This is a genomic window from Paenibacillus sp. FSL R10-2748 (assembly GCF_038005565.1).
Lineage (GTDB): Bacteria > Bacillota > Bacilli > Paenibacillales > Paenibacillaceae > Paenibacillus > Paenibacillus polymyxa_B.
The window spans coordinates 228,745-250,625 of the sequence record NZ_JBBOTK010000003.1 but is presented as its reverse complement, the minus strand read 5'-3'; the positions used below and the strand labels follow the sequence as shown (position 1 = coordinate 250,625).

The following is a 21,881-nucleotide window of genomic DNA, read 5'->3' as shown; positions in this document are numbered from 1 at the left end:
TGAGCTCAAATAAGGAGGAAATTACATGTTTAAACGAAATGATCGTCCAAAAAACGGATTTAACGCTCTAAGGCTCGGTGTTTCTTTTGTTTTCGCTTCTTCTTGTCTTATTGGAACCGCTTACGCAGATACGTCATCCAACGACATCCCTTCTTCTGCACTCACAGAAGAGGCAGTTAGTACAACCGACGCAACAGCTGTCTCCACAACGTTAGCGGCAGGAGATTTGTATGTGTCGCCAAATGGTAACGTGTCCAATCCGGGTACAATATCCAGTCCTACCACGCTCGAAGCAGCACTTACACAAATTGCTCCTGGTAAAACTATTTATCTGCGCGGTGGTAACTACACTTACTCCTCAACGATTACAATTCAGCGTGAAAACAGCGGCAATAACGGCTCACTCAAAGGGTTGGTCGCTTACGGTAGTGAAAAGCCGGTACTTGATTTCTCTGCTCAAGCCTTTGGTTCAGCCAATCGTGGACTTCAGCTTAACGGAGACTTTTGGCTAGTAAAGGGCCTTGAAGTAAAGGGTGCCGGAGATAATGGTATCTATATCGGCGGCAGCAATAACCGAATCGAAAACGTGGAAACCCACCACAACCGGGATACTGGACTCCAGCTTGGACGTTACTCGCCTAACGCTTCCACTAGTGAGTGGCCTTCGAACAATTTGATTTTGAATTCTTACTCTCACGATAACGCTGATCCCGATAATGGTGAGGATGCCGATGGCTTCGCGGCTAAATTAACTGTAGGATCAGGCAATGTGTTTGATAACTGCTTGGCTGCGTACAACGTAGACGATGGCTGGGATTTGTATAGCAAAACCGAAACGGGTCCCATCGGCGAAGTAACCATTTTGAACAGTGTGGCCCACCACAACGGGCAGACCTCAGATGGAACGTCTACCGCGAACAGCGACGGCAACGGATTTAAGCTGGGTGGAGACAAAATCAAAGTCAACCATATTGTGAAAAACAGCATTGCTTTCCAGAACAAAAAACACGGCTTCACCTACAATAGCAACCCCGGCAGCATTACGTTGACCAATAATACTTCGTGGGACAATGGACAAAGTAATTTTGCTTTTGACAAGGGTGATCACGTGTTCATAAACAATCTTTCCTTTGAGGGAAGCGCTAGTGACAAAACAAGCGGTACAGATCAAGACAACTCTAGCGTTTGGTGGAAAAACAAAAAATCGACAAATGCCAAAGGTCTGGTAGTCAGTGCAGACGACTTTGTTAGTCTCACGCCTTCTATCACTCGAAGTGCAGACGGTTCCATCCAGCTAGGTGATTTCCTTAAGCTGGCCAAAGGAAGCGATCTGATCGGCTCGGGTACTCCGAGCGGAAAAAATATAGGGGCACGTTAAAAGCCCCGCCTAATCAGGACGCCCTGGCCCATCTACCAACTTAGACAATTCTGCATAATATAGCGACCGGTGATTGTCCTCATAACCAGACAAAATATGAGGTGAACAGATCATGGAACGAAGAATCACACTGAAACATACACTCGCCTATGGAAGCGGTAACATGCTGGGAAGTGGCGCACTTGCTATTAGCGGTGCGTGGTTAATGTACTTTTATACAACCTTTTGCGGACTGTCTCCCGTTCAGGCCGCGGCCATTTTCTCTGTTGCCAGCATCATAGATGCGATCAGCAATCCGGTCATGGGCTTTATCAGCGATAACTTTCACCGGACCCGCTTGGGCCGTAAATTCGGCAGACGTCGCTTTTTCATCATGATGGGTATCCCGCTGATGCTCGTGTATCCGATGCTTTGGGTAGATGGGTTGGGCTTCTGGTATTACCTGAGTACGTATGTGCTGTTTGAACTGGTGTATACCTCTGTCATGGTGCCGTATGAAGCACTAGCGTCGGAGATGACCCGGGACTTCGGCGCACGCTCCAGATTGACTGGATGGAAGGCCATGTTTGGCAAAATTGCCAATTTCGCTGCCGCTTTTATCCCTGGTCGCTTTATTGCCGAGTATGGCAAAGACTCTCCATTGCCTTTCTTTTATACCGGTCTCGTTTTTGCAGCTATTCTGCTGATTGCGATGGCATTCTTGTATAAAAACTCCTGGGAACGTCCAAGTGAGGAACTGCAAAAGGAACTGGAAGGTGAAGCTCCGCTTTCCTTTATAGATTCGATGAAAAAGTTGTTTGTCGACATTTCCTCTACCTTCCGAGTCAAGACGTTCCGTCATCATCTCGGGATGTACCTGGGCGGCTTTTCAGCTGAGTGGCTGTTTACTTCTGCTTTTACGTACTTTATTGTCTTCTCCTTGTTCCAAAGCTCGGAGATGGTATCCAATTTGAACAGCTTTAACTCTGTCATTCAATTGATTTCTACCTATTTCTTCATCCAATTCTGTGTGCGTAAAGGGTTCCGTATGCCTTTTATCGCCGCACTCGTTGTCGTTTGCTTCAGCGTAGCAGGCTATGGCCTGCTCTATATAACGGGAGCCTCTAATACGATGGTATGGCTATATGTCATCACACTGTTCATGGGACTTGGTACAGGGGGCGTCTACTACATCCCTTGGAATCAATACACGTTCCTTGCCGATGTGGATGAAGCGTTGACTGGTCGTCGCCGGGAAGGTATTTATGCAGGTATGATGACTTTTGCCGGAAAAATGGTGCGGGCCGTTGTCGTCTTCATTCTCGGCTGGGTGTTACAGCATTTTGGCTTTGTATCCGGGGCTGATAGTCAGCCAGTCGCTGCTCAGCACGCCATCTTTTATGTACTCGTGGTCGGTACCATCGTTCTCGCGATCATCGGTATGATTGCTTCTGTCGTGATGAAGCTGGATATTGACAGCCACAAGAAGCTGATCGCCGAAATTGACCGCCTCAAAAACGGTGGCTCCATGAAATCAGCCAAACCGGAAGCACGAAAGGTATTCGAGGAACTGACAGGTTTCCATTACGATCGGTGCTGGGGCAACAATAATGTGGGCTTTAAGAACAAACCTGTTGACCCTAAAACACACACTCCGTCTATGTAATAACAATAACAAATACAGATTAAACATTTACTAAAGAGGTGACTGTATCATGGCAAATCCAACATCACAACCAACAACCAGTCCTACAAAAACAGATTCTTGGGCAGTACGTATGAGCGATTCCGTTCTACAACGGAGTCCAGAATTTTACGAAAAATGGGAATATGACCACGGCGTCATTTACAGAGGTCTGGAATGGGTTGGCGAACTGACAGGCGATCCCAAGTATATGGAATATATAAAGAAACATATGGATCATTTTGTTGACGAAAATGGCGTTATTCAGCGCTATAAAGTAGATGAGTACAATATTGACCATGTGAATAACGGCAAACTGCTCTTCTCTCTGTATCGTGCTACAGGAGATGAACGATATAAGAAGGCTGCCTACCAATTACGCAGTCAGCTGGAAAAACACCCGCGCACAAGCGAAGGCGCATTCTGGCATAAGCAAATTTATCCGTATCAAATTTGGCTCGACGGCTTGTACATGGGTGCCCCGTTCTACGCTGAATTTATCCGTGAATTCGGAGATCCGTCAGAGTTTGACGATGTGACCCTGCAATTCAAGCTCTGCTATGAACATACACGTGATCCTAAAACAGGCCTGCTCTACCATGCCTGGGATGAGAAAGGTGAGCAGCATTGGTGCAACCCGGAAACAGGCTGCTCCAAAAATTTCTGGGGACGCTCGATGGGTTGGTTCGTTATGGCACTCGTTGACGTGCTGGACTATATTCCAGAGGATCATGCAGACCGTCCCGTCCTGATTGATATGCTGACGGAAACACTGGAAGCCCTGCTGAAAGTGCGTGATAAAGAAAGTGGAGTCTTTTATCAAGTGCTCAACCTGGGCCATGTGAAAGGCAACTATCTGGAAGCCTCTGCTTCCTGCATGATTCTCTATGCTATTGCCAAGGGCGTTCGCAAAGGCTATCTGCCAGAGCAATATCGTCAAGAGGCAGAAATTATCCGTAAGGGAATTATCGATGAATTTATCACGATTACTGAAGAAGGACTCGTGAATCTGAACAAAACGGTGCAAGTAAGCGGTTTGGGTGGTAAAGATCGTCGGGATGGTACCTTCGCTTACTATATCAGCGAGCCGATTATAACCAACGATCCCAAAGGTATCGGAGCTTTCATTCAGGCGATGGGTGAAGCAGAACGCATCTAAACACGCGAAGTATAAACCTTAATTGCAAAAAGGACGGTGGCCATCAGCCCCGTCCTTTTCTTACATATAAACATATCCTACTTCATAACCTTAAACTCATATCCCTGTTTCTTTAGGAATTCTATAATTTGAGGCAACGCTTTTGCGGTTTCTTCTTTACCATAGGTGTCATGCATGAGTATGATTGCTTTTTCACGACCTTTGACTGACCTTATAAACTGGTTGATTAGTGCCGGTGCCTTCTTGGATTTCCCCTCTGCATCCTTCGTTAATACATTCCAATCTACCTGATGATAGTCCTTTTGATGTAAAACTTTATCCAAAGCAGCCATCCCCTGTGGATCTCTGCTATTCCATGTCATGTGGCCCCCCGGAAACCGGATCATTCTTGTGGTGAACTCTGGCCCCAGAATACTTTTTAACACCTTATTGTTCCTCTCAATATCCTGCATAACATGGTCCGTGCTTACCCGCTTGTTAGGATATAAATACTTATAATTATGAGAGTACGTGTGGTTTCCTATCGCATGACCTTCTTTAACAATTCTTTTGATAATGTTCCTGGTATGTTCATTTTCATCGGCTTCTTTTCCTACGATAAAAAAGGTTGCCTTGACCTTCTGTTTTTTCAGAATGTCTAATATTTTAGGTGTTACCGTCACGGATGGACCATCATCAAAGGATAAGTAGGCCACTTTTTTACCATCGGCTCCATCGGGCATCTGCCCTAGCATTTGCTGTTTTAAATATTTTTCGACAAAGGCACCATCTTCTACTTCGGGGTCGCTTTTTGGAGAGACTGCTTTACCATTTGCCCCCGCATTTACTTTACCATTTGATGAGTCCTTGGATACGGAATCTGTTTTTTTAGCAAGCTCCTGTGTTGGCGCATGCGTTTTGTTATCTGAGACCTTTATCGCAATGAAAGTAATACAGCCTGCCACAAATAATATAATAGCAAGTAAAATTAGTCTTTTTCTGTTCCTCTTCAAGCGGTGTTCTCTTGTCCTACTATGTGAATAGCCCTTTTCCATTAGCTTATGTACCTCCCACTAAAATAAGAAAAACCACCGGATCAGGGTTGATGTACACACCTTAGAATGGACATGGGAAAAACCCTTAGGTTTAGCCGATGAAAATTTAGGGATGCACTTCAACCAGAGGACAACCTACTCCTGGTGGCTTTCTTGTCTTGCATTTGCATAATTTATGAGTATCATTGCAGTTTATTACGTTTGCTTCGTTAAGGCCTGAGCCAACAAGGACGCATAAGCTTTAGCACCACTAGGTTTTAAATGTACTCCGTCATGCTCGAAATATGAATTTTTACCAGAGCTAGCTGCATACCAGTCAATCATTGTAATTCGCGGGTCCTGGGACGCTGCTTCGGCAAGATGCTTGTTCACAATACTCTCCCACGGCCGAGGCACACGGGTATTCACGAGTATAATATGCTTCGTATCCTTCAGACTGGCCAGCAAATTCGCTAACTGATCCTTGGTGAAAGCGCCGTTCGTGCCCAGCTCAATAATAACTGTCTTACCCAGCTGTCCGTTCTGTCTTAGCTGCTCCAGTACGGCAGGCGCCTCCGCCATCTGACGGCCGATCCGTCCATCTACAACAGCTCCCGGGAAGGAATCCTGAATGTACGACTGTACATCCAACATGACAGAGTCTCCAATGGCGGTCACACTCGACCCATCACCTGTAATAGGCGTAGCTTTTTTGGGTTTGTCCGAAGGTTCCGACGGTTTCGTAACATTATCCGTAGTACCAGCATGGACCGCCGTGTTTTTAGACATCTGGGCTTGAGACGGGACTGGGGTCTGCACCTTGCTGCCCTCGGCCCCTTGCAGCTTGATGGCTTTGGGCTCCTTGGAAGCCACGGATACCGTTCCGTGAAGCGGCGGCATCGCCTTTGCCTTTGCGACTGGCTTCTCATCACTTGATGCCGCCTGAATCGTTGCGTCAGGAGACGCCACGTACAGGTGGACGGTACCCAAGAGAATACCTGCAAAAAGCACAGCCGCTGTAGTTGTAGGCATCCATCTCCACCGCGCCTGTCTACGAACCGCTGAACGGATTTCTGTGATCCAGTGGCGGAATCCTCCATGGCGAATCGGCTCCTCGATATATTTAAATGAGAGAGACGCCAGCAATACGGTAGCTAGCAATTGTAAAATGATACGCATCACATGCACGCCATCGGTATCTACTTGAGGCGTCGTTAGCGTAATAACCGGAACATGCCACAGATACAGTCCGTAGGAACGGGCTCCAATCCAGCGTAGCGGCTTGATTCCAAGGAGACGACCAAGGTGGCTTACCGGATGTGCCAACGCTGCGACCACAATAGCAGTGACCAAAGCTATGCCCAGCAGGCCACCCCGGTACAGAGATGGGTCATATTCATTCGAGGCCCACGCCCAGTGACAAAGCAGCAGCAAGCTTATTGCACCGATGCTGTCCAGAAGCATACGCGCCTTAGGAGAAGCTTGCTCTTTCAGTTTGCCGCTTGGCCATACCAAGGCCAGCGCCGCACCGATCAGCAGAGCAAATCCGCGCGTATCCGTGCCATAATACACCCGGCTCGGGTCGCTTCCTGGTACGTAAATCACTGCCATCAGGAGTGCAGATATTAACGCCAGACAAGTCACCCAGCCTGCGAGCACAATACGCTTGGGCATGAATTTTAGCCCAAGCGCCAGCAGTAAAGGCCATAAGATATAAAACTGCTCCTCCACCGCCAGCGACCACAGATGCCCGAGCGGAGAAGGTGGGCCGAAACTTTCAAAATACGAAACCTGATGGAAGATAAACCACCAATTGCTCATATACACCAATGCGGCAGGTACATCTCCGCGCAAGGCCGTTAGCCGTGACGGATCGAAAAGCAACGAGCACAGGACAATGACAGCCACAACCGTCAACATGGCAGGCAGCAACCTTCTGGCACGACGCAACCAGAAATCTTTCATTTTAAAACTATGATATGTATCCCACTGACTCACCAAAATATCTGTAATCAGATACCCCGACAAAGTAAAAAACACGCCTACACCCAACAAACCACCCGGCAACCAATCCGGATTCAGATGATACACAATGACTGCGATGACCGCCAGCGCTCTTAATCCATCCAAACCTGGCATATAACGACGTTGTGACGGCAATTGTTTAGACTTCATTTCAGCCGCCGTCCTTCTTGCAAATTCAAGCTCCCTGTCTGTTTCAATGCTCTTCTGCCCTTTCCCTCTCCTGCACATCGTCTGTGCGATGCCCTGTAGCCTTTTCATTCATTATATAAAACTTCATAATCGTAATGATTTCAATGAAGTTAAAATTAATGACAATGTTTTTATTATATCATTCCTTTCCACAGTTAGGTAACCACTGATAGATATACAAAAAAAGGCATCTCTTCCCTTAGGAAGAAAATGCCTTTTTATTAGTATTCTATGCTCTTAAAATTTGATGATACCTGAGGTATGAAGGAAGACCAACAACATCAGGATCGGTGCAACATACCGAAGACCGAATAACCACACGTTGAACCAGAAGGGTTTGATGTTCGCATGCTCAGCCGCAGTCTTCCAGTAATAACCTGTGAATATAACAATCAACAAACCGCCTAACGGTAAGAAGATGTTGGAAGCGGTGAAGTCTACGAAATCAAAGAATGATTTATCCCCCACTTTTAATTCCGGCACCAGGCCCATGGACAATGCAGAAGGGACGCCCAGCATCAAGCACAGGACCGATACGACGATAACAGAGCGAACCCGGCTCCAACGCATACGCTCCATGACATAGGCTACTGGAACTTCCAGCAAGGATACCATAGAACCTAATGCAGCAACCGCCAGCAGTACAAAGAACAAACCGCCGAAGAATGCACCAAAAGGCATTGCCGAGAAAGCAGCCGGTAAAGCAATGAAAACCAGTGATGGTCCTTGAGCTGGGTTAATTCCGAAGGAGAAGGTTGTAGGGAAAATAATCATACCTGCGATAAACGCATAGATTAAATCTCCGCCACCAACTGCCAGCATGGCTCCACCCAGCGATTGACGGCGATCCACGTACGCACCGTACGTGATCATAATCCCCATCCCCAGTGAAAGTGAGAAGAAGGCATGTCCCAAAGCAACCAATGCAGACTCTATGCTTAGCTTAGAGAAGTCGGGATTCAGAAAGAAGGATACGCCCGCACCAGAGCCTGGCAGCATAAGAGCGTTAATCATCAACACGAGCAACAGGATGACCTTGGCAGGAATCAAAATTTTATTGAACTTTTCAATCCCGTTTGATACCCCAAGAGTAACCACGACTGCTGTAAATGCAAAAACAACTAACAGCCAAACCAACGGCGCATACCCGGAGGAAAAAGAAGCGAACTGTCCAGCAAAATCATTATTTGAAAACAGATTTCCGCTAAATGCCTCTACGGCATAATGCAGTGTCCAGCCTCCTACAATGGCATAGAACGATAAGATAACAAAAGGCACGATAACAAACATGATGCTCATCTTGCCCCAAATCGGATGACCGCCTACTTTTACCATTGCAGAAGCAGCACTTCCTCGACCTGCACGACCAAGCGCAAGCTCTGCTAAAAGTACAGGCAAACCAACAAGCAACAGGCAGACAATAAACAATAAGAAAAATGCAGCTCCGCCATATTGTCCTGTAATATACGGAAATTTCCATATGTTACCTAGTCCTGCCGCACTCCCGATCGCCGCCAATATGAATCCAGCAGACGAGAAGCGTTCATTTTTATCAGACAGGCTATTCTGCCCCTTGCTCAAATTCATTATATCCCCCTCATTCTCTCTACTTACGCATAAACATGAGCATGCGCACATAAATAATTTTTACTCATTATAGCGTAAGTAGGATGTAAGGTCATGCATAATTTTTCACTATTACCGGATTTATTTTCATAATGTTCCGTATCTACAAAATACAACAGAAAACTACATATTTTCTTCAACATCCTTCTTTATTATGGTCTCTCCCATGCGATTAGATACTTTTTGATAAATATACGAAATCGCCAACAGTACAACACCAAAAGAGAAGTAGGCTACAATCGTGCTCCCCGTCGTTAACAGGTGCAGATCATACAACAACAGCTTACCTGTCGACAGCAAGGTCAAGCCCAATCCAAATCTGCGAATGTAGACCACTCGCTTGAGGAAGCCGTATACAATATACAAAATGGCCAGCAGCAAATACACCAGACTGAACACAAGACCAGCATCCCCCAGGCGGAACTGAACTCCGAGAAAGGCGGTTATGATACCCAGCAAATATACACCCATAATGACCGGATACAACTCATTGCTTCTATAATGTCGGGTCATCAGTGCGTTCAGAAAATCCCTGCTGCTGAAGAATACCAGCACATTAAAGGCTGCGAGTACCACTAACGCCACATAATCAGCAGCCGTATTTTGTGCATAATTTTCATGCAAGGTTGGAACCGTTACGGTGATCACCAGTGCCAGCGCGTAGCCTATGACGTACAACGCCAAGCTGTAGTATTTAATCACCCGATCATACAGCAACCTCACCTTAGGCAGGAAATAAGCCAACACCAGCGATACGCAGGTGTACAACAACACTTTGTACAAGGTGTAATGAGCAAACTCGTCGGATAAGACGATGTTATACCAATGCCCGGCTTCATACAAAAGGTAGAAATACACGTTCACCAAAGCTACATATTTAAATCCTTGCATGATATGCATTTCGTACAAACGATTGTTTTTGAAAGCATTCGGACGGCTAAATTCACTCGCATAGAAGACGGTAACGATTAACATTCCCAGTGTAATGAGCGTATATTTGAGTCCAAAATAGTCTGTTTCAAATCCTGACAACAGATATATAGGGAAATCGACGAAAAAGAATGCGCCCAGACACAGTAATAAAATGCCCCAGCCAGCTCGTTCCAATTCCTTCAACCGGTAACGGTGCCCATATAATGTAAGAAGAACCGCTTCGATCAACCAGCCCATGGATAACCATCTAACTCCAAACTGGAACGGCACCATAAGGATGGCAAAGGTCAACGAAGTCGCATAAAATAATATTTTGGTTTGTTTCTCCTCTGGAATATATCGACGGACCCATTGTCCCAGACCCCCGTACACCAAGCAAAAGACGAGAGCCAGCAAGCCTTTATAATCATCCAGGCCTGCATCGCCGAACAAAGAATACAGAACGGAACAGCTCACGACTGTATTCAGAGCCAAAAGGGAGAAATCCAGCCATGACAGTTTTGATTTTAAACGGAACGGCACCCACAGCGTCATCCCGAGGTACATCGCAAATGTAATGACTGCATACAGCATGCTCGCTACGGCACTTTCCGATAACCACGCCAGCACAATCATCAAGGGCGTATTAAGTAAAAAGCTGATATATTGCACGACGACCCACCGTTTGCGGAAGGATACAAGCAGAATCAGCAAGTTTAACAGGAACAAATAGCCCATGGCGATATACACGGCGTTCCCTTCCAGTCCGTTCGCTGCCATATAGGAAAAGAGCGGGAGATATCCCCCTACTAAACCAAAAGAGCATATCGTTCGGGATTCATACCTTAATGACAGGAGCACAGCGGTCACCGTAACGAGTACGGATAAGCCTATGCCTGTATACATTCCTATGATTTCTAACAAAAAGTAGCTGTAAAAAATCGATCCGTACAACACAGAAATACCGCCGCCCAAAATACCGAGCGCAAAGGTCTGCTTCTGCTTGCGGTACAGCCACTCCCCGCCGCCCAGCATCAACGCTCCTAGCAGAAAGAAGGCCACGCCCTTCATATTTCCTGTAAACCAGTTCGAGTATGAGTATTTAAAAGCGGCTCCCACACCCAATATAATGAGCAAAATCCCCAGCTTGTTGATCCAGTTCAAGCCTAGCTTCATTTCAAACTGATTTTGCTTCATGCGCTTCTGCATCGTTTCCTCGCTGATCTCTTCTTCTCCGAACTGCTGGAACTCGCTTGCCGTCTGCTGAAGCAATTGGCGCTCGGCCTCCTGAAACCGCTCGCGTTGTTCCATGATCCGGTCACGAATCTCCTCTGAGAACAGTCGTAATCTGGCGACGATCTCGTCCTGATCTTCTTTAAGCTCATGCGTAGTCTGCTGAATAAGCTGGTCCACCCGGTTTTTAGCCCCATATTCAAAGGATGTCAGCCGATTTTTCCCTTCTGCGGTTCTGGAAGCAAAATAGGTCTCCAGCTTTTCACGCGAAATGCGGATCATATTCGCCTTTTCACTCAGCATTTGCTCCGTCAGCGCAGTGCGCAGCTTTCCATTTTCCTGCTCAATATGTCGTACTCGCTCTTCCAAGTGAATGCAGCGAGCCTGATAATCCTCGAACTTTTTTCGCAGAACCTCATTCTCCAGAATGATATCTGAGGCTTCATAGTCCGCGATTAATGTTTGATACTCCTTGAGCAGCTTGTTCTGTTCTTGGCGGATCGTATGTAAACGATCTTTAAAATCCTCCATGTTCTCCTCCATCGCTGTCCATTTTGGTAATCATTACATTTTACATGAAATTAAAAAGGCATTATAGAGACTATAGCCCATTTTGGACGTTAAATTGGGGCTTTTACTTATATATTCTTCCAGTTTCATGTTCGCAGATGAAGTAGAATGGATATACATATGAAATAAAGCCTACCTTTCCCCTTCGCAAACATGAAATCCAAATTGAAAGGAGATATACATGTATTCAATAAGTGGCACTATAGCTTTGATAGCAAGCATGTCTATGTTTTGGCTTTTATACTATTTAAGAGTCACCCATTCCTCAGGGTTTAATGATGCTTTTTACTTATTTCCACTTATCTTAATCTTTCTTTGTATTTATTTTTATTGGAAGGATCATGATGAAAAAAGTAAGTCATAAAAAGAAATAAAGTAGAGTGTATAGTTCAGATTTATCTAAGCGTTCTAGATTTCCACAAAAAAAGGAAGAACTCCGTAGGATTCTTCCTTACACAAAATTAATACTTTTTCATGAAAGCCGTCACAGACTTTAGGGCTTTCTGCATGTCACTTAAAATTAGCTTTCTTATTTTTTGTAATGAGTGTAAATTTTAACGATTGTTATTCTTCCTTAACATAAGTACGTCATATGCAATAATTACTTTGGTTTTATCTGTAGCCTCCGGAACATTGTAAACCACTTCATTTTGACTGAAGTTTTTTTACAAATTCATCCTTCGTTTTGATTCTGTCAGGATGACTGAGAGGGGTAAAAGAAGTGATGACTATTGATAATCTCCAAAAGTTGATGTGCGCAACCTTTTGGATTATAATAATCATGTTTATATTTTTTGGATTTATTACATAAAATTATAAAGGATGATGACAATGAATAGGGCTGCGACAGGAACAATATTCTGTTTTATATCTGCTATATTGTATTCTTCTTATTATCTTTGTGCAGCAATTACAGGAGCCGGGCAGTTAAATCCTTTTTATGCTCCGTTTGGTTCTTTAAAAGTTTTTGCCGTAATGGCTTTGATTATTGGAGTAGCTTACTTAATTATAAGTGAATATGGATATTTGAAAAAAAAGAAGAAGGCCTAGGCCTTCTTCTTTTACATTATAACTTAATAATTTAAGTACTAGAGCCTTCTTTCTACTACTGTGACTACACCTTGTACTTTACCACCCGCAAGTTTAACAGGTGATTTAATGGTAACATTTTTGATACGCTCTAATACCGTGCCCACATAATTATAACCAACCAGGTCCCCTCTAACTACTTTATAAATAGGGGTGAATTGTAGTTTCGCTTGATATCCAGGCTGAACAGTTAGAGAACTATTATAAAGATGGGTTTCAGTAGTCGACCAGCCACCTCCTAGAACTTGAGTTACTGCGTCATTCCATTTAGCGGAAATGGTCATATTCGCACTCCACGAAAAACTTTTTGACCAACCTACCATTTGCGTTAATGTGGTAGTTTTACTTGAATTTTTAATATAGTCAGTTATATCGGTTTTCTGATCTACTTGTAATTGTTGAGGATAATATGCGGATTGAATTAATTTACGCTTAAAAACAAAGTCAAGACCAGTATCAGCCATTGGACTAATCCTATTTCCGCTATCATAAACTTGAGCTGTGACTGTCTGTGGCTGTTCTTGAGAAAGGAGCTTTTGATACTCATTTAACGAGATTTCTTCCAAACCACTCTCTGTAGTTATGTAGGCTTTAACTACTTCGGGCTGTGAAGTAGCTGACTCACTAACAGCAATATTAGAATTAGTTACCTCAGCATTTGCAACAGATACAACGGGAACAGAAAATAGAGCTAATGATAGAGCAAACAATGCAATACTTTTCTTTTTCAAATAAATACCTCCAATAATATTATTTTATAGAAACTTTTTTTGCATAGAAACTTACAAAAAAAAGCGACTAACAACGCTAATAAATATGTGAGTATGTAATGTTATGTAATCGAGCAAAAAGTAGAGTGGAGAAATTTGCATGTGAAATCATATCACCAAAAATATTGAATTATTATTATAATTTTTAATCAAAGGAAATATTTATAATAATAATTGTATAACAAAACTTCTATTTTCCTACCATAAAATTCAATAATCCCCTATAAATGAATCCCCTCTCCTAGATAGCTAACCTTCCAAAGCTTTTAACAAGATTGAATTGCCATTTCCTTTAGGTCAAAGGATAGATTTTAATGGTCATTGGTTGGTTTTTGAAATTAATATATGTATCAATTCTTACCTATACCTCAAAACTTATTACTTTTTAATGTATTTTTATTTAAAAAAATCCATTATATAGAATGATTTATTAATTAGTTGAGAGGAGGAATAGTTTTGCATAAGTCGAATCTATTTCATTTATTTAAACGGAACTAGGCATAAGACAAGAAAAACAATATAGCTGATGTGGCTCTGAAAGCATGAAGATGTTTAGTTGTATCATTTGGGTCAGCTTCTTGGTCTGAAACATACGGTTGTACTGATTTATCAGTTCATCCAAAAACATAGACTGCTCAAGAACACAGGCATATCCGAAATTATATTGTTCGTACAGATCATGCAATCGTTGCCGGGCATCTTCCAACTGTTGATTTAGCGTTTCATCTGTATTCATATCACATCCGCTCCTAATTAATCTCATTTTAGGTTGGAATATGGAAATATTAATCGCTATTTTTGCAATCAAAAATCAGCATAATATAACAAAAAAGACCAGCGTTTAGGCTGGTCAGTGGTAATGAAATTAGAACCTGAATCAAGCTGTACCAGTGTGTTCTTGCAGTTTGGCTTTGCCAAGAGTTGAGTCTTTAGCCTGAACCGGTAGTACCAATACCAGTAAAAAGCTAGTAGTTACCAAGAGCAAAGCCATCTTTTTGATCGATTTCTTTCCACACTTTTTGAAGTTTTCTTCCTGTTTCAAGGACAGCATTATCGTGCACAATTCGTTAGTCGCACTCCTGCTCCAATGGTTAAGAAACCTGCGCACAAAGGAAAGAGAGTAAACCAATCATCACAAAAATTAATCCAACGCCTAAGAGAACTTCTGCATGAGCATCCCCGTGCCAATCAGGGCGAATATGCACAATGGCTTGGCGTGGCACAAGGCCGTATATCGCAGCTTAATAAGTTATTGTAGCTTGATTACCCTGCCAAAAATCCGTATACTAACAAAAAAGCAAACGATATTATGCCTGTGAAGAGCATCCAACTCGGAGGCGTTTACGCCAAGGACCATACGTTAGCGTAGGATATGGCGATATGTACCTAAGTAAACCGGACCCGCCCGTTACAGCGGAGCAAAGTGGATTGGAGAGTTATGACATCTGTCATGCTGTCTGGTCAATTTGGGTGGCACCGCGAGATCAAAGCGCTCCTCGTCCCATGTGGATGAGGGCGCTTTTTGTATTTTTATCCGAAAAGGAGTGCGGTGTCATGTTGGATATCAAATGGATCAGAGAGCATCAAGAACAGGTTCAGACAGCAGCAGACGGCAAAGGAATACAGGTATCGGTCGCAGAGCTGTTGACCCTGGATGATCGGAGAAAACAGCTACTTCAGGAAGTGGAACAACTTCGGCAGAAGCGTAATCAATGTAGTCAGGATATTGGCGCGCTAATCCATGCCGGCCAGAGTGAACAGGCAGAAGTGGCAAAGCGGCAGGTCAAAGAAATTAACGGACGACTAGATCTTCTGGAAGCCCCGCAACAGGAAGTAGAGGAACAGTTTCAACAACTCTTGCTTCTGATGCCTAATATCGTATCGCCAGATACGCCATGGGGGAGATCGGATGAGGATAATGTTGAACTGGAGCAGGTCGGGCCGGTTCCGAACTTCGGATTTGAACCAAAGGATCATATGACGCTCGGTGAGCTTCATAAGCTAATCGACGTCCCTCGGGGTGTCAAAACAGCCGGTACCCGTAACTACTATTTGACGGGAGCAGGGGTTGCATTGCATCGGGCTGTGCAGCAGCTTGCGGTGGATCTGCTGACTGAACGTGGATTCCAGTTGCTGGATGTTCCGCTGATGGTACGTGCAGAGGCCATGCGCAGCACTGGTTTTTTCCCGCTCGGACTGGATCAGACGTACCGCATTACAGGTGAGGATCAGTGGCTTGTAGGCACTTCGGAAGTGCCTCTGGTCTCGTATTACAGCGGTGAGATCGTGGATGTTACGGACCCGATTCGGCTGGCAGCCGTGTCCGTATGCTTCCGCAATGAGGTTGGCTCGGCCGGAAGGGATGTGCACGGACTGTATCGTGTGCACCAGTTTGCCAAGGTTGAGCAGGTCGTCATCTGCGAAGCCAGCCTGGACGCTTCGGAACAGATGTTTCAGGAGATTACGCGCAATGCGGAAGACCTGCTTCAACTGCTGGAGCTGCCCTACCGTAAGATGGCTGTCTGTACAGGCGACATGGCGCAAAAAACCTACAAGCAGGTGGACATTGAGACATGGATGCCCAGCCGCCAGGCTTACGGCGAGACACATTCGTCGTCCCAGCTGCTTGATTTCCAGGCGCGCCGTTCCAACATCCGGTACCGCAATGCGGACGGCAAGCTGAAATATTGTTACACGCTCAATAACACAGCGGTCGCTTCGCCCCGGATTCTGATCCCGTTGCTGGAGCATCACCAGCAAGAGGACGGTTCGATCCGTATTCCGGAGGCTTTACGCCCATACATGCCGCAAGGTATGGAATTTTTGCGTACTCCCTTGTTATGAAAACAGGAGCGCACTTTGAAAAGTAGTACCCAATGAGCAGGATTTCCCATTGTAATCATCGCAAAAAAATACGAAGGACAACTATCCTTCGTCTTTTTTGATGTTTCATTGTGTCATTGTGCTTCTGCTTCCCATGCGCTAGCAGGACCAAAGAATTCATAGTGGATATCCGAAGCAGGGATATTCCACTCCTTCAACAGGCCGTATACCGATTGCATGAATCCCTCAGGGCCGCAAAAGTAATATTGTGCGTTACGTTCCGGTATCACGGATTGTAACCAGGCCAGATCCAAACGGCCTTCCTTGTGAAAAGCCTGTGCCAGCCGATCCTGCTCCGTTGGTCTGCTGTAACACCAGCGAACTGCAGCCTGTGCATGTGTGGCGACCAGCTTTTCTACCTCATTACGCAGAGCATGGTTATCCCCGTTGACTGCTGCGTGGACAAAGGTGATAGGCCGATGCGGAGCAGATTTCACCAAGGAAGCCAGCATACTGACCATCGGGGTTAGCCCGACCCCGCCACTGATCAGCACGACAGGTCTGCGATCTGCCCGATCCAGCGTAAAATCACCCGCCGGTGCAGATACCTGAAGCACATCGCCCTCTTGCACCTGCTCATGCAGATACACGGATACTTTACCTGCCGGACGGGACTCTACAGCATCCTCTCGCTTTACAGATATTCGGTAGTGAGGTTGGCCCGGTGCATCCGAAAGACTGTATTGACGAATGTGGGTATTATGTTCTCCCGGGATTTCCATCTTTAAGCTGATATATTGTCCGGGCTCGAATTCAGGCAACACCTGTCCATCCTGCGGCACCAGATAAAAGGACGTAATTTGGTCGCTTTCCTTAACCTTTTTCTGCACAACAAAGCTCTTAAAGTCTGACCAGCCTCCCTGCTGCTGTCCAGCCTCCTTGTACATTTCAGCTTCCACGTCTATAAATACATTAGCGATCACACCATAGGCCTCGGCCCATGCGGCAATGATCTCGTCTGTAGCCGCATCTCCCAGTACATCCTTGATCGCAGCGAGCAGATATTTTCCGACGATAGGGTAATGCTCGGGTTTAATTCCCAAACTGCGATGCTTATGTGCAATCTGGCGTACCACCGGAAGAATTTCCTCCAGACGGTCAATGTGCTGTGCAGCCGCGTATACAGCATTGGCCAGCGCTCCCTGTTGACGTCCTTGCTTCTGATTCGCGTGATTGAATATATTGAGAAGCTCGGGATGGGCCTCAAACATCATCTGGTAAAAACGCTTGGTGATTGTAGTTCCGTGTACCTCCAAAACAGGTACAGTCGATTTGATCGTTGCAATGGTTTGCTCACTTAGCATCTTTGTATCCCTCTTCTCTCCAAAATAAGATAACAAAGGGTATTTCAATATATGTCCCATTTGTAACCCTCAATTTAAAGCAAGTATACCCACATAAAGTAACCGTTTATGTGATTCCAGTCACTTTAAATTTAAAATAATGTGAACGTGTCAATGACAAAACGCACAATTACAAACGCTTCCCACATAACTGACGAGCTTTCCCCAAAGTTTCAAATATCTATATACCTATTTTGTATGCAGTGATCAGATTTGTCCTTTCTCGTAACAACAGTTTCACCATGCTAAAGACTTCAATTTATTCCACTTGTAAACGCTTCCAATTAGGATAAAATCGAAGATGAGGTGCCGGACAAGCCATTCCGACCCATCCTATCCGTGTTAAAGGAGGCAGATGATATCGTGAAGTGGATCAACAGCAGCAAATGGTTAGCCGCATGGATTTGTATCCTATTCGCAGTGACCAGTGCGGGTCTTCAACCCGACACAGCACATGCCAATATAAGAGGCGTTACGCAAGCAACCTACGGGACCGAGGTAAACCAAGCGCTGAATGGCTTGGACGTCGCCAATGCTGAACTATCCCTGAGCGCAACAGCAAGCACAGCCATTACGAACGGAACGGATTGGAAAGACACCGCAGGTAACCCGATTCAGGCGAACAGCGGTAATATTCTAAAAGTAGGTTCTACTTATTATTGGTACGGCGAGCACGCCGAAAACTGGAAATTTGAAAAAGTGAACGTATATACCTCAACCGATTTGAAAAATTGGTCCTTCCGCAGCAGTATTCTCACCAAAGATTCCGCCCCTGAGCTGAATTCGAGCAAAATCGAGCGTCCCAAAGTTATCTACAACAAAACCACCGGAAAATATGTACTATGGGCGCACTATGAAAATGGCACGGACTACTCACTAGGTCGTGTAGCCGTCGCTACCAGCGATACACCCGACGGAAATTTTGCCTACCAAGGCAGCTTCCGCCCACTGAATTACGAGTCTCGTGATATGACGGTGTTCACGGATACTGACGGTAGCGGCTACCTTATTACAGCTTCCCGTAAAAATGGCGGCGCCAATGATACGATGGCGATCTTCAAGCTGACAGCCGATTATACAGGTGTGCAGGCGTTCGTTGGCTGGATTTTTGAAAATGGCTATCGCGAAGCTCCTGCTGTTGTGAAAAAGAACAATATCTACTACCTGTTCACCTCGCAGGCATCTGGCTGGTATCCGAATCAGGGTGCTTACGCAACCGCCAGTTCCATGACTGGAAGCTGGTCTGCTCTGTCACCCTTCGGTGATCCAGAGGCTTACGGCTCGCAAATCCATTCCATCGCCACGATTACAGGTAGCGCAGGAACCAGCTACATCTATATGGGCGATCGCTGGAATCCGCTCAATCTGAGCGACCACAAATTCATCTGGTTGCCACTAACTCTGAATGACTCCAACAAAACAGCAACCCTGAACTGGTACAGTAGCTGGGATCTGGATGCTGCGACAGGCACAGTAATCCTGCCGTCCCTTGTGAATCACGCACAGGGCAAAACAGCGACTGCTAGCTCAGCCGCATCCAGTTCTCCAGCTTCACTGGCGAACGACGGCAACGCCCAAACCTCGTGGAAGGCTGCCTCCGCATCCTGGCCCGCTTGGTGGCAGGTCGATTTAGGCAGTACCAAGACCATCAGCGAAGTGGATATTTCATGGTTTATGTACAAAGGATCTGAAGCGTATTACAAATATAAAATTGAATACAGCACGGATGGAGTTAACTACTTCACGATTGATCGCACAGGTAATACCACTTATGGTTTTACCAGTGACAAAGTCAATTTTCAAGCTCGCTACGTGCGAATTAACCTTGTAAATGCAGTGCTATTCAATAATCCGAACAACTGGTATACCCCGACGGTGCATGAAGTAAGATTGCTTGGCAATTAACTTTCACACTTGGAATATTGCCTTAATCCTTAAAAAAATATCGCACAGCTCTTGCGCAATGTTGTACCCATTTGCAGGAGCTGTGCAATTTGTGTTGAACCGCTATGTTCGAGTACCTCTCTTAGACTCCTGAAGTGTCCCATGCCGGGCAATGATGGTGAGTCGCAGATAATCAGATATCAAGCGCTGCATGATATCCTTGATATATTGCAGTCGTGATAGTAGATGCCTTAACGCAATCTCCGATTTGTGCAACATAAGGTGCACAATCAATTAACTCATCTACTACGTTTCTTCTTGGACGTTGTCCAAGCGCACAAATGACTGAAGTACCTGGAACAAAATGTTCTTCACCATTTTGATCAGCGCAAGCAACACCTTCTTGTGTAACACTCAGCCCTTTAAATCCTAAATGAACCTGAATGTTATTCTTTTCGATTTCTTTTAGCATAATCGGACGATGTCTAATATTAGCATCCGGAGCCAGCTCCGTTCTCATCTCTACCAGATGAACCGTCTTACCTTCCTGGGCAAGGTGAATTGCTGCTTCACAGCCTGCCAGACCGCCTCCCAATACGACTACGCTATCGCTGACCCTATCCTTCTCCAGATAGTAGTTATTAACAATGACTACGTTATCACCATTCAATCCAGGAATTGGAGGAACAATTGCTGCGGAACCAGCTGCGATAATTAACGCATCAGCATTTTCTTTCTCTGCATACTCTTTAGTAACAGGTGTATTCAAACGGATCTCAACGCCAGCGTCTTTAGCCAGCTTTCCGAGAGTAACACCTAATTCATACATCTCATATTTAAAAGGAATCGCCTGCTCTCCCCTCAAAATACCGCCTATCTCGTCAGCCTTCTCACATAGAATAACTTTATGTCCGCGTTTGGCTGCAGTAAGAGCTGCATAAAGCCCGCCTGGGCCTCCACCGGCTACTAAAACCTTGCGTGGATTAGGGGAAGGGTAAATTTCTGTTCCATCCATCTCACGACCAATTAATGGGTTAACTGTACAGCGTCTTGTGGATGTTTCTGCACGTTCTGCCATACAGGTGAAGCATCTCAGACATTTAATAATGTCCTCGTCGCGGTTGCTCATCACCTTTCTTGGAAGCTCTGGATCAGCAAGCAGTGCGCGAGCCATTTCAACAACATCCGCCTGACCGCTGGCAATGATTTCTTCCATTTGTGCCGGGTCATTTAATCCGCCGACCGTTGCAACCGGAACACTTACATGCTTCTTAATCTCTGCTGCAAGATAAACATTACTTCCATGAGGCAAGAACATCGAAGGGTGTGTGATACCAAATCCTGTCTGATAGGTTCCTGCAGATACATGAAGCAAGTCGACTCTTGATTCGATTAATTTAGCAATTTCTATACCTTCTGTCAGACCATAGCCGCCTTCAAATAACTCTGAGCCACTCATTCTAAACTCGATTGGGAAGCCAGAACCCACAGCTTTACGAACACAGTCAAGAACCTCCTGTGCAAAACGCACCCTGTTTTCCAAAGATCCGCCATACTTGTCTGTTCTGCGGTTGAAATAAGGAGAAAAAAACTGATTAATTAACCATCCATGTCCGCCATGAACCATAATCATTTCGTAACCTGCTCTCTTGGCCAGTCCAGCACATCTACCATAAGCTGCTACAATGTCAGCAATTAGTTCTTGCGTAAGTTCCTTTACTTCTCTGCCGTCTGGACGTACTCCTGGACTGGGTCCCCACTGAGCAAGTCCTTGTTTCTTATTTTTGTCAGTCAGATAAGTTCCTGCATACTGTCCAGAATGAGACAATTCCACACTGGCAATTGCCCCGTGACGGCGAATAGCGTCTGCAGTATAGGTAAAACTAGCAAGAGAATCTACTGTCCCCAGATCCAGATGGTACATATGGGAAGCTTCCGTCTCAGGATGAACCACGACTTCGCTGACCGTAACTGACGCAGCACCGCCTTTTGCTCTTAATTCATAAAAAGCTGTAGATTTCGGTCCAATAGTGCAGTCAGCTGTAATATCTGTACCTCCCATAGGAGAGCCAAACATTCTATTTCTGAAAGTCACATTTCCAATTGTAATTGGTTTACATAGATTGGGATATTTTCTTTGCATG

14 protein-coding genes are annotated in these 21,881 nt (G+C 45.1%); 6 read left to right on the top strand and 8 right to left on the bottom strand.

Annotation, left to right across the window (positions count from 1 at the left end; all coding sequences use genetic code 11):
- The first annotated feature begins 25 nt into the window (after window positions 1-25).
- The 3 genes from NSS66_RS11070 (at window position 26) to NSS66_RS11060 (ending at window position 4,200) form a co-directional block, all read left to right on the top strand.
- Window positions 26-1,378, top strand: coding sequence for a right-handed parallel beta-helix repeat-containing protein (locus tag NSS66_RS11070; protein ID WP_076295202.1), 1,353 nt, complete (start codon window positions 26-28; stop codon window positions 1,376-1,378).
- A gap of 112 nt (window positions 1,379-1,490) precedes the next feature.
- Window positions 1,491-3,023, top strand: coding sequence for an MFS transporter (locus NSS66_RS11065; protein WP_028540860.1), 1,533 nt, complete (start codon window positions 1,491-1,493; stop codon window positions 3,021-3,023).
- 49 nt (window positions 3,024-3,072) lie between these two features.
- Window positions 3,073-4,200 (top strand): glycoside hydrolase family 88/105 protein, encoded by a 1,128-nt coding sequence (locus NSS66_RS11060; RefSeq protein ID WP_023990952.1) that lies wholly within the window; start codon window positions 3,073-3,075, stop codon window positions 4,198-4,200.
- Window positions 4,201-4,277: 77 nt separating this feature from the next.
- Here the strand turns inward: NSS66_RS11060 and NSS66_RS11055 are convergent, their stop codons facing one another.
- From NSS66_RS11055 to NSS66_RS11040, 4 genes are all read right to left on the bottom strand, one after another.
- Window positions 4,278-5,234 carry a polysaccharide deacetylase family protein gene (locus NSS66_RS11055; protein WP_076264566.1) on the bottom strand — a complete coding sequence of 319 codons (957 nt, stop codon included), beginning with the start codon at window positions 5,232-5,234 and terminating at the stop codon, window positions 4,278-4,280.
- 195 nt (window positions 5,235-5,429) lie between these two features.
- The gene (locus tag NSS66_RS11050) at window positions 5,430-7,388 is read right to left on the bottom strand and encodes an acyltransferase family protein (RefSeq protein ID WP_340958939.1); all 1,959 of its coding nucleotides are present in this window, start codon (window positions 7,386-7,388) and stop codon (window positions 5,430-5,432) included.
- Between the two features lie 276 nt (window positions 7,389-7,664).
- On the bottom strand, window positions 7,665-9,014 hold the full coding sequence (locus NSS66_RS11045; RefSeq protein WP_013312591.1) for a sodium-dependent transporter: 1,350 nt from the start codon (window positions 9,012-9,014) through the stop codon (window positions 7,665-7,667).
- A 162-nt stretch (window positions 9,015-9,176) separates the two neighbouring features.
- On the bottom strand, window positions 9,177-11,729 hold the full coding sequence (locus NSS66_RS11040; RefSeq protein ID WP_071558049.1) for a DUF2339 domain-containing protein: 2,553 nt from the start codon (window positions 11,727-11,729) through the stop codon (window positions 9,177-9,179).
- Between the two features lie 870 nt (window positions 11,730-12,599).
- Between NSS66_RS11040 and NSS66_RS11035 the strand changes: the two genes are divergently transcribed.
- Window positions 12,600-12,818, top strand: coding sequence for a hypothetical protein (locus NSS66_RS11035; RefSeq protein WP_053326394.1), 219 nt, complete (start codon window positions 12,600-12,602; stop codon window positions 12,816-12,818).
- A 38-nt stretch (window positions 12,819-12,856) separates the two neighbouring features.
- Here the strand turns inward: NSS66_RS11035 and NSS66_RS11030 are convergent, their stop codons facing one another.
- A complete protein-coding gene (locus NSS66_RS11030) occupies window positions 12,857-13,588 on the bottom strand; it encodes a hypothetical protein (protein WP_053326395.1) in 732 nt (243 codons plus the stop codon).
- Window positions 13,589-14,111: 523 nt separating this feature from the next.
- A complete protein-coding gene (locus tag NSS66_RS11025; RefSeq protein ID WP_053326396.1) occupies window positions 14,112-14,363 on the bottom strand; it encodes an aspartyl-phosphate phosphatase Spo0E family protein in 252 nt (83 codons plus the stop codon).
- Between the two features lie 818 nt (window positions 14,364-15,181).
- Between NSS66_RS11025 and serS the strand changes: the two genes are divergently transcribed.
- On the top strand, window positions 15,182-16,471 hold the full coding sequence (serS, locus tag NSS66_RS11020) for a serine--tRNA ligase (protein ID WP_069081046.1): 1,290 nt from the start codon (window positions 15,182-15,184) through the stop codon (window positions 16,469-16,471).
- Between the two features lie 113 nt (window positions 16,472-16,584).
- Here the strand turns inward: serS and hmpA are convergent, their stop codons facing one another.
- Window positions 16,585-17,814, bottom strand: a complete 1,230-nt coding sequence (gene hmpA, locus NSS66_RS11015) for an NO-inducible flavohemoprotein (RefSeq protein WP_279833288.1) — start codon at window positions 17,812-17,814, stop codon at window positions 16,585-16,587.
- A gap of 402 nt (window positions 17,815-18,216) precedes the next feature.
- Here hmpA and NSS66_RS11010 point away from each other — a divergent pair, with 402 nt between their 5' ends.
- Complete coding sequence (locus NSS66_RS11010; RefSeq protein ID WP_340958934.1) at window positions 18,217-19,758, top strand: family 43 glycosylhydrolase; 1,542 nt, start codon at window positions 18,217-18,219, stop codon at window positions 19,756-19,758.
- Window positions 19,759-19,930: 172 nt separating this feature from the next.
- Here the strand turns inward: NSS66_RS11010 and NSS66_RS11005 are convergent, their stop codons facing one another.
- Window positions 19,931-21,880: an oxidoreductase gene (locus NSS66_RS11005; protein ID WP_023990959.1), complete on the bottom strand. Its 1,950-nt coding sequence runs from the start codon at window positions 21,878-21,880 to the stop codon at window positions 19,931-19,933.
- Between the last annotated feature and the right edge of the window lies 1 nt (window position 21,881).

Bases quoted from the DNA above. Each gene is read 5' to 3' on its own strand.
- NSS66_RS11070 (WP_076295202.1), top strand. From the start codon at position 26: ATGTTTAAACGAAATGATCGTCCAAAAAACGGATTTAACGCTCTAAGG.
- NSS66_RS11065 (WP_028540860.1), top strand. From the start codon at position 1,491: ATGGAACGAAGAATCACACTGAAACATACACTCGCCTATGGAAGCGGT.
- NSS66_RS11060 (WP_023990952.1), top strand. From the start codon at position 3,073: ATGGCAAATCCAACATCACAACCAACAACCAGTCCTACAAAAACAGAT.
- NSS66_RS11055 (WP_076264566.1), bottom strand. From the start codon at position 5,234: ATGGAAAAGGGCTATTCACATAGTAGGACAAGAGAACACCGCTTGAAG.
- NSS66_RS11050 (WP_340958939.1), bottom strand. From the start codon at position 7,388: ATGAAGTCTAAACAATTGCCGTCACAACGTCGTTATATGCCAGGTTTG.
- NSS66_RS11045 (WP_013312591.1), bottom strand. From the start codon at position 9,014: ATGAATTTGAGCAAGGGGCAGAATAGCCTGTCTGATAAAAATGAACGC.
- NSS66_RS11040 (WP_071558049.1), bottom strand. From the start codon at position 11,729: ATGGAGGATTTTAAAGATCGTTTACATACGATCCGCCAAGAACAGAAC.
- NSS66_RS11035 (WP_053326394.1), top strand. From the start codon at position 12,600: ATGAATAGGGCTGCGACAGGAACAATATTCTGTTTTATATCTGCTATA.
- NSS66_RS11025 (WP_053326396.1), bottom strand. From the start codon at position 14,363: ATGAATACAGATGAAACGCTAAATCAACAGTTGGAAGATGCCCGGCAA.
- serS (WP_069081046.1), top strand. From the start codon at position 15,182: ATGTTGGATATCAAATGGATCAGAGAGCATCAAGAACAGGTTCAGACA.
- hmpA (WP_279833288.1), bottom strand. From the start codon at position 17,814: ATGCTAAGTGAGCAAACCATTGCAACGATCAAATCGACTGTACCTGTT.
- NSS66_RS11005 (WP_023990959.1), bottom strand. From the start codon at position 21,880: ATGCAAAGAAAATATCCCAATCTATGTAAACCAATTACAATTGGAAAT.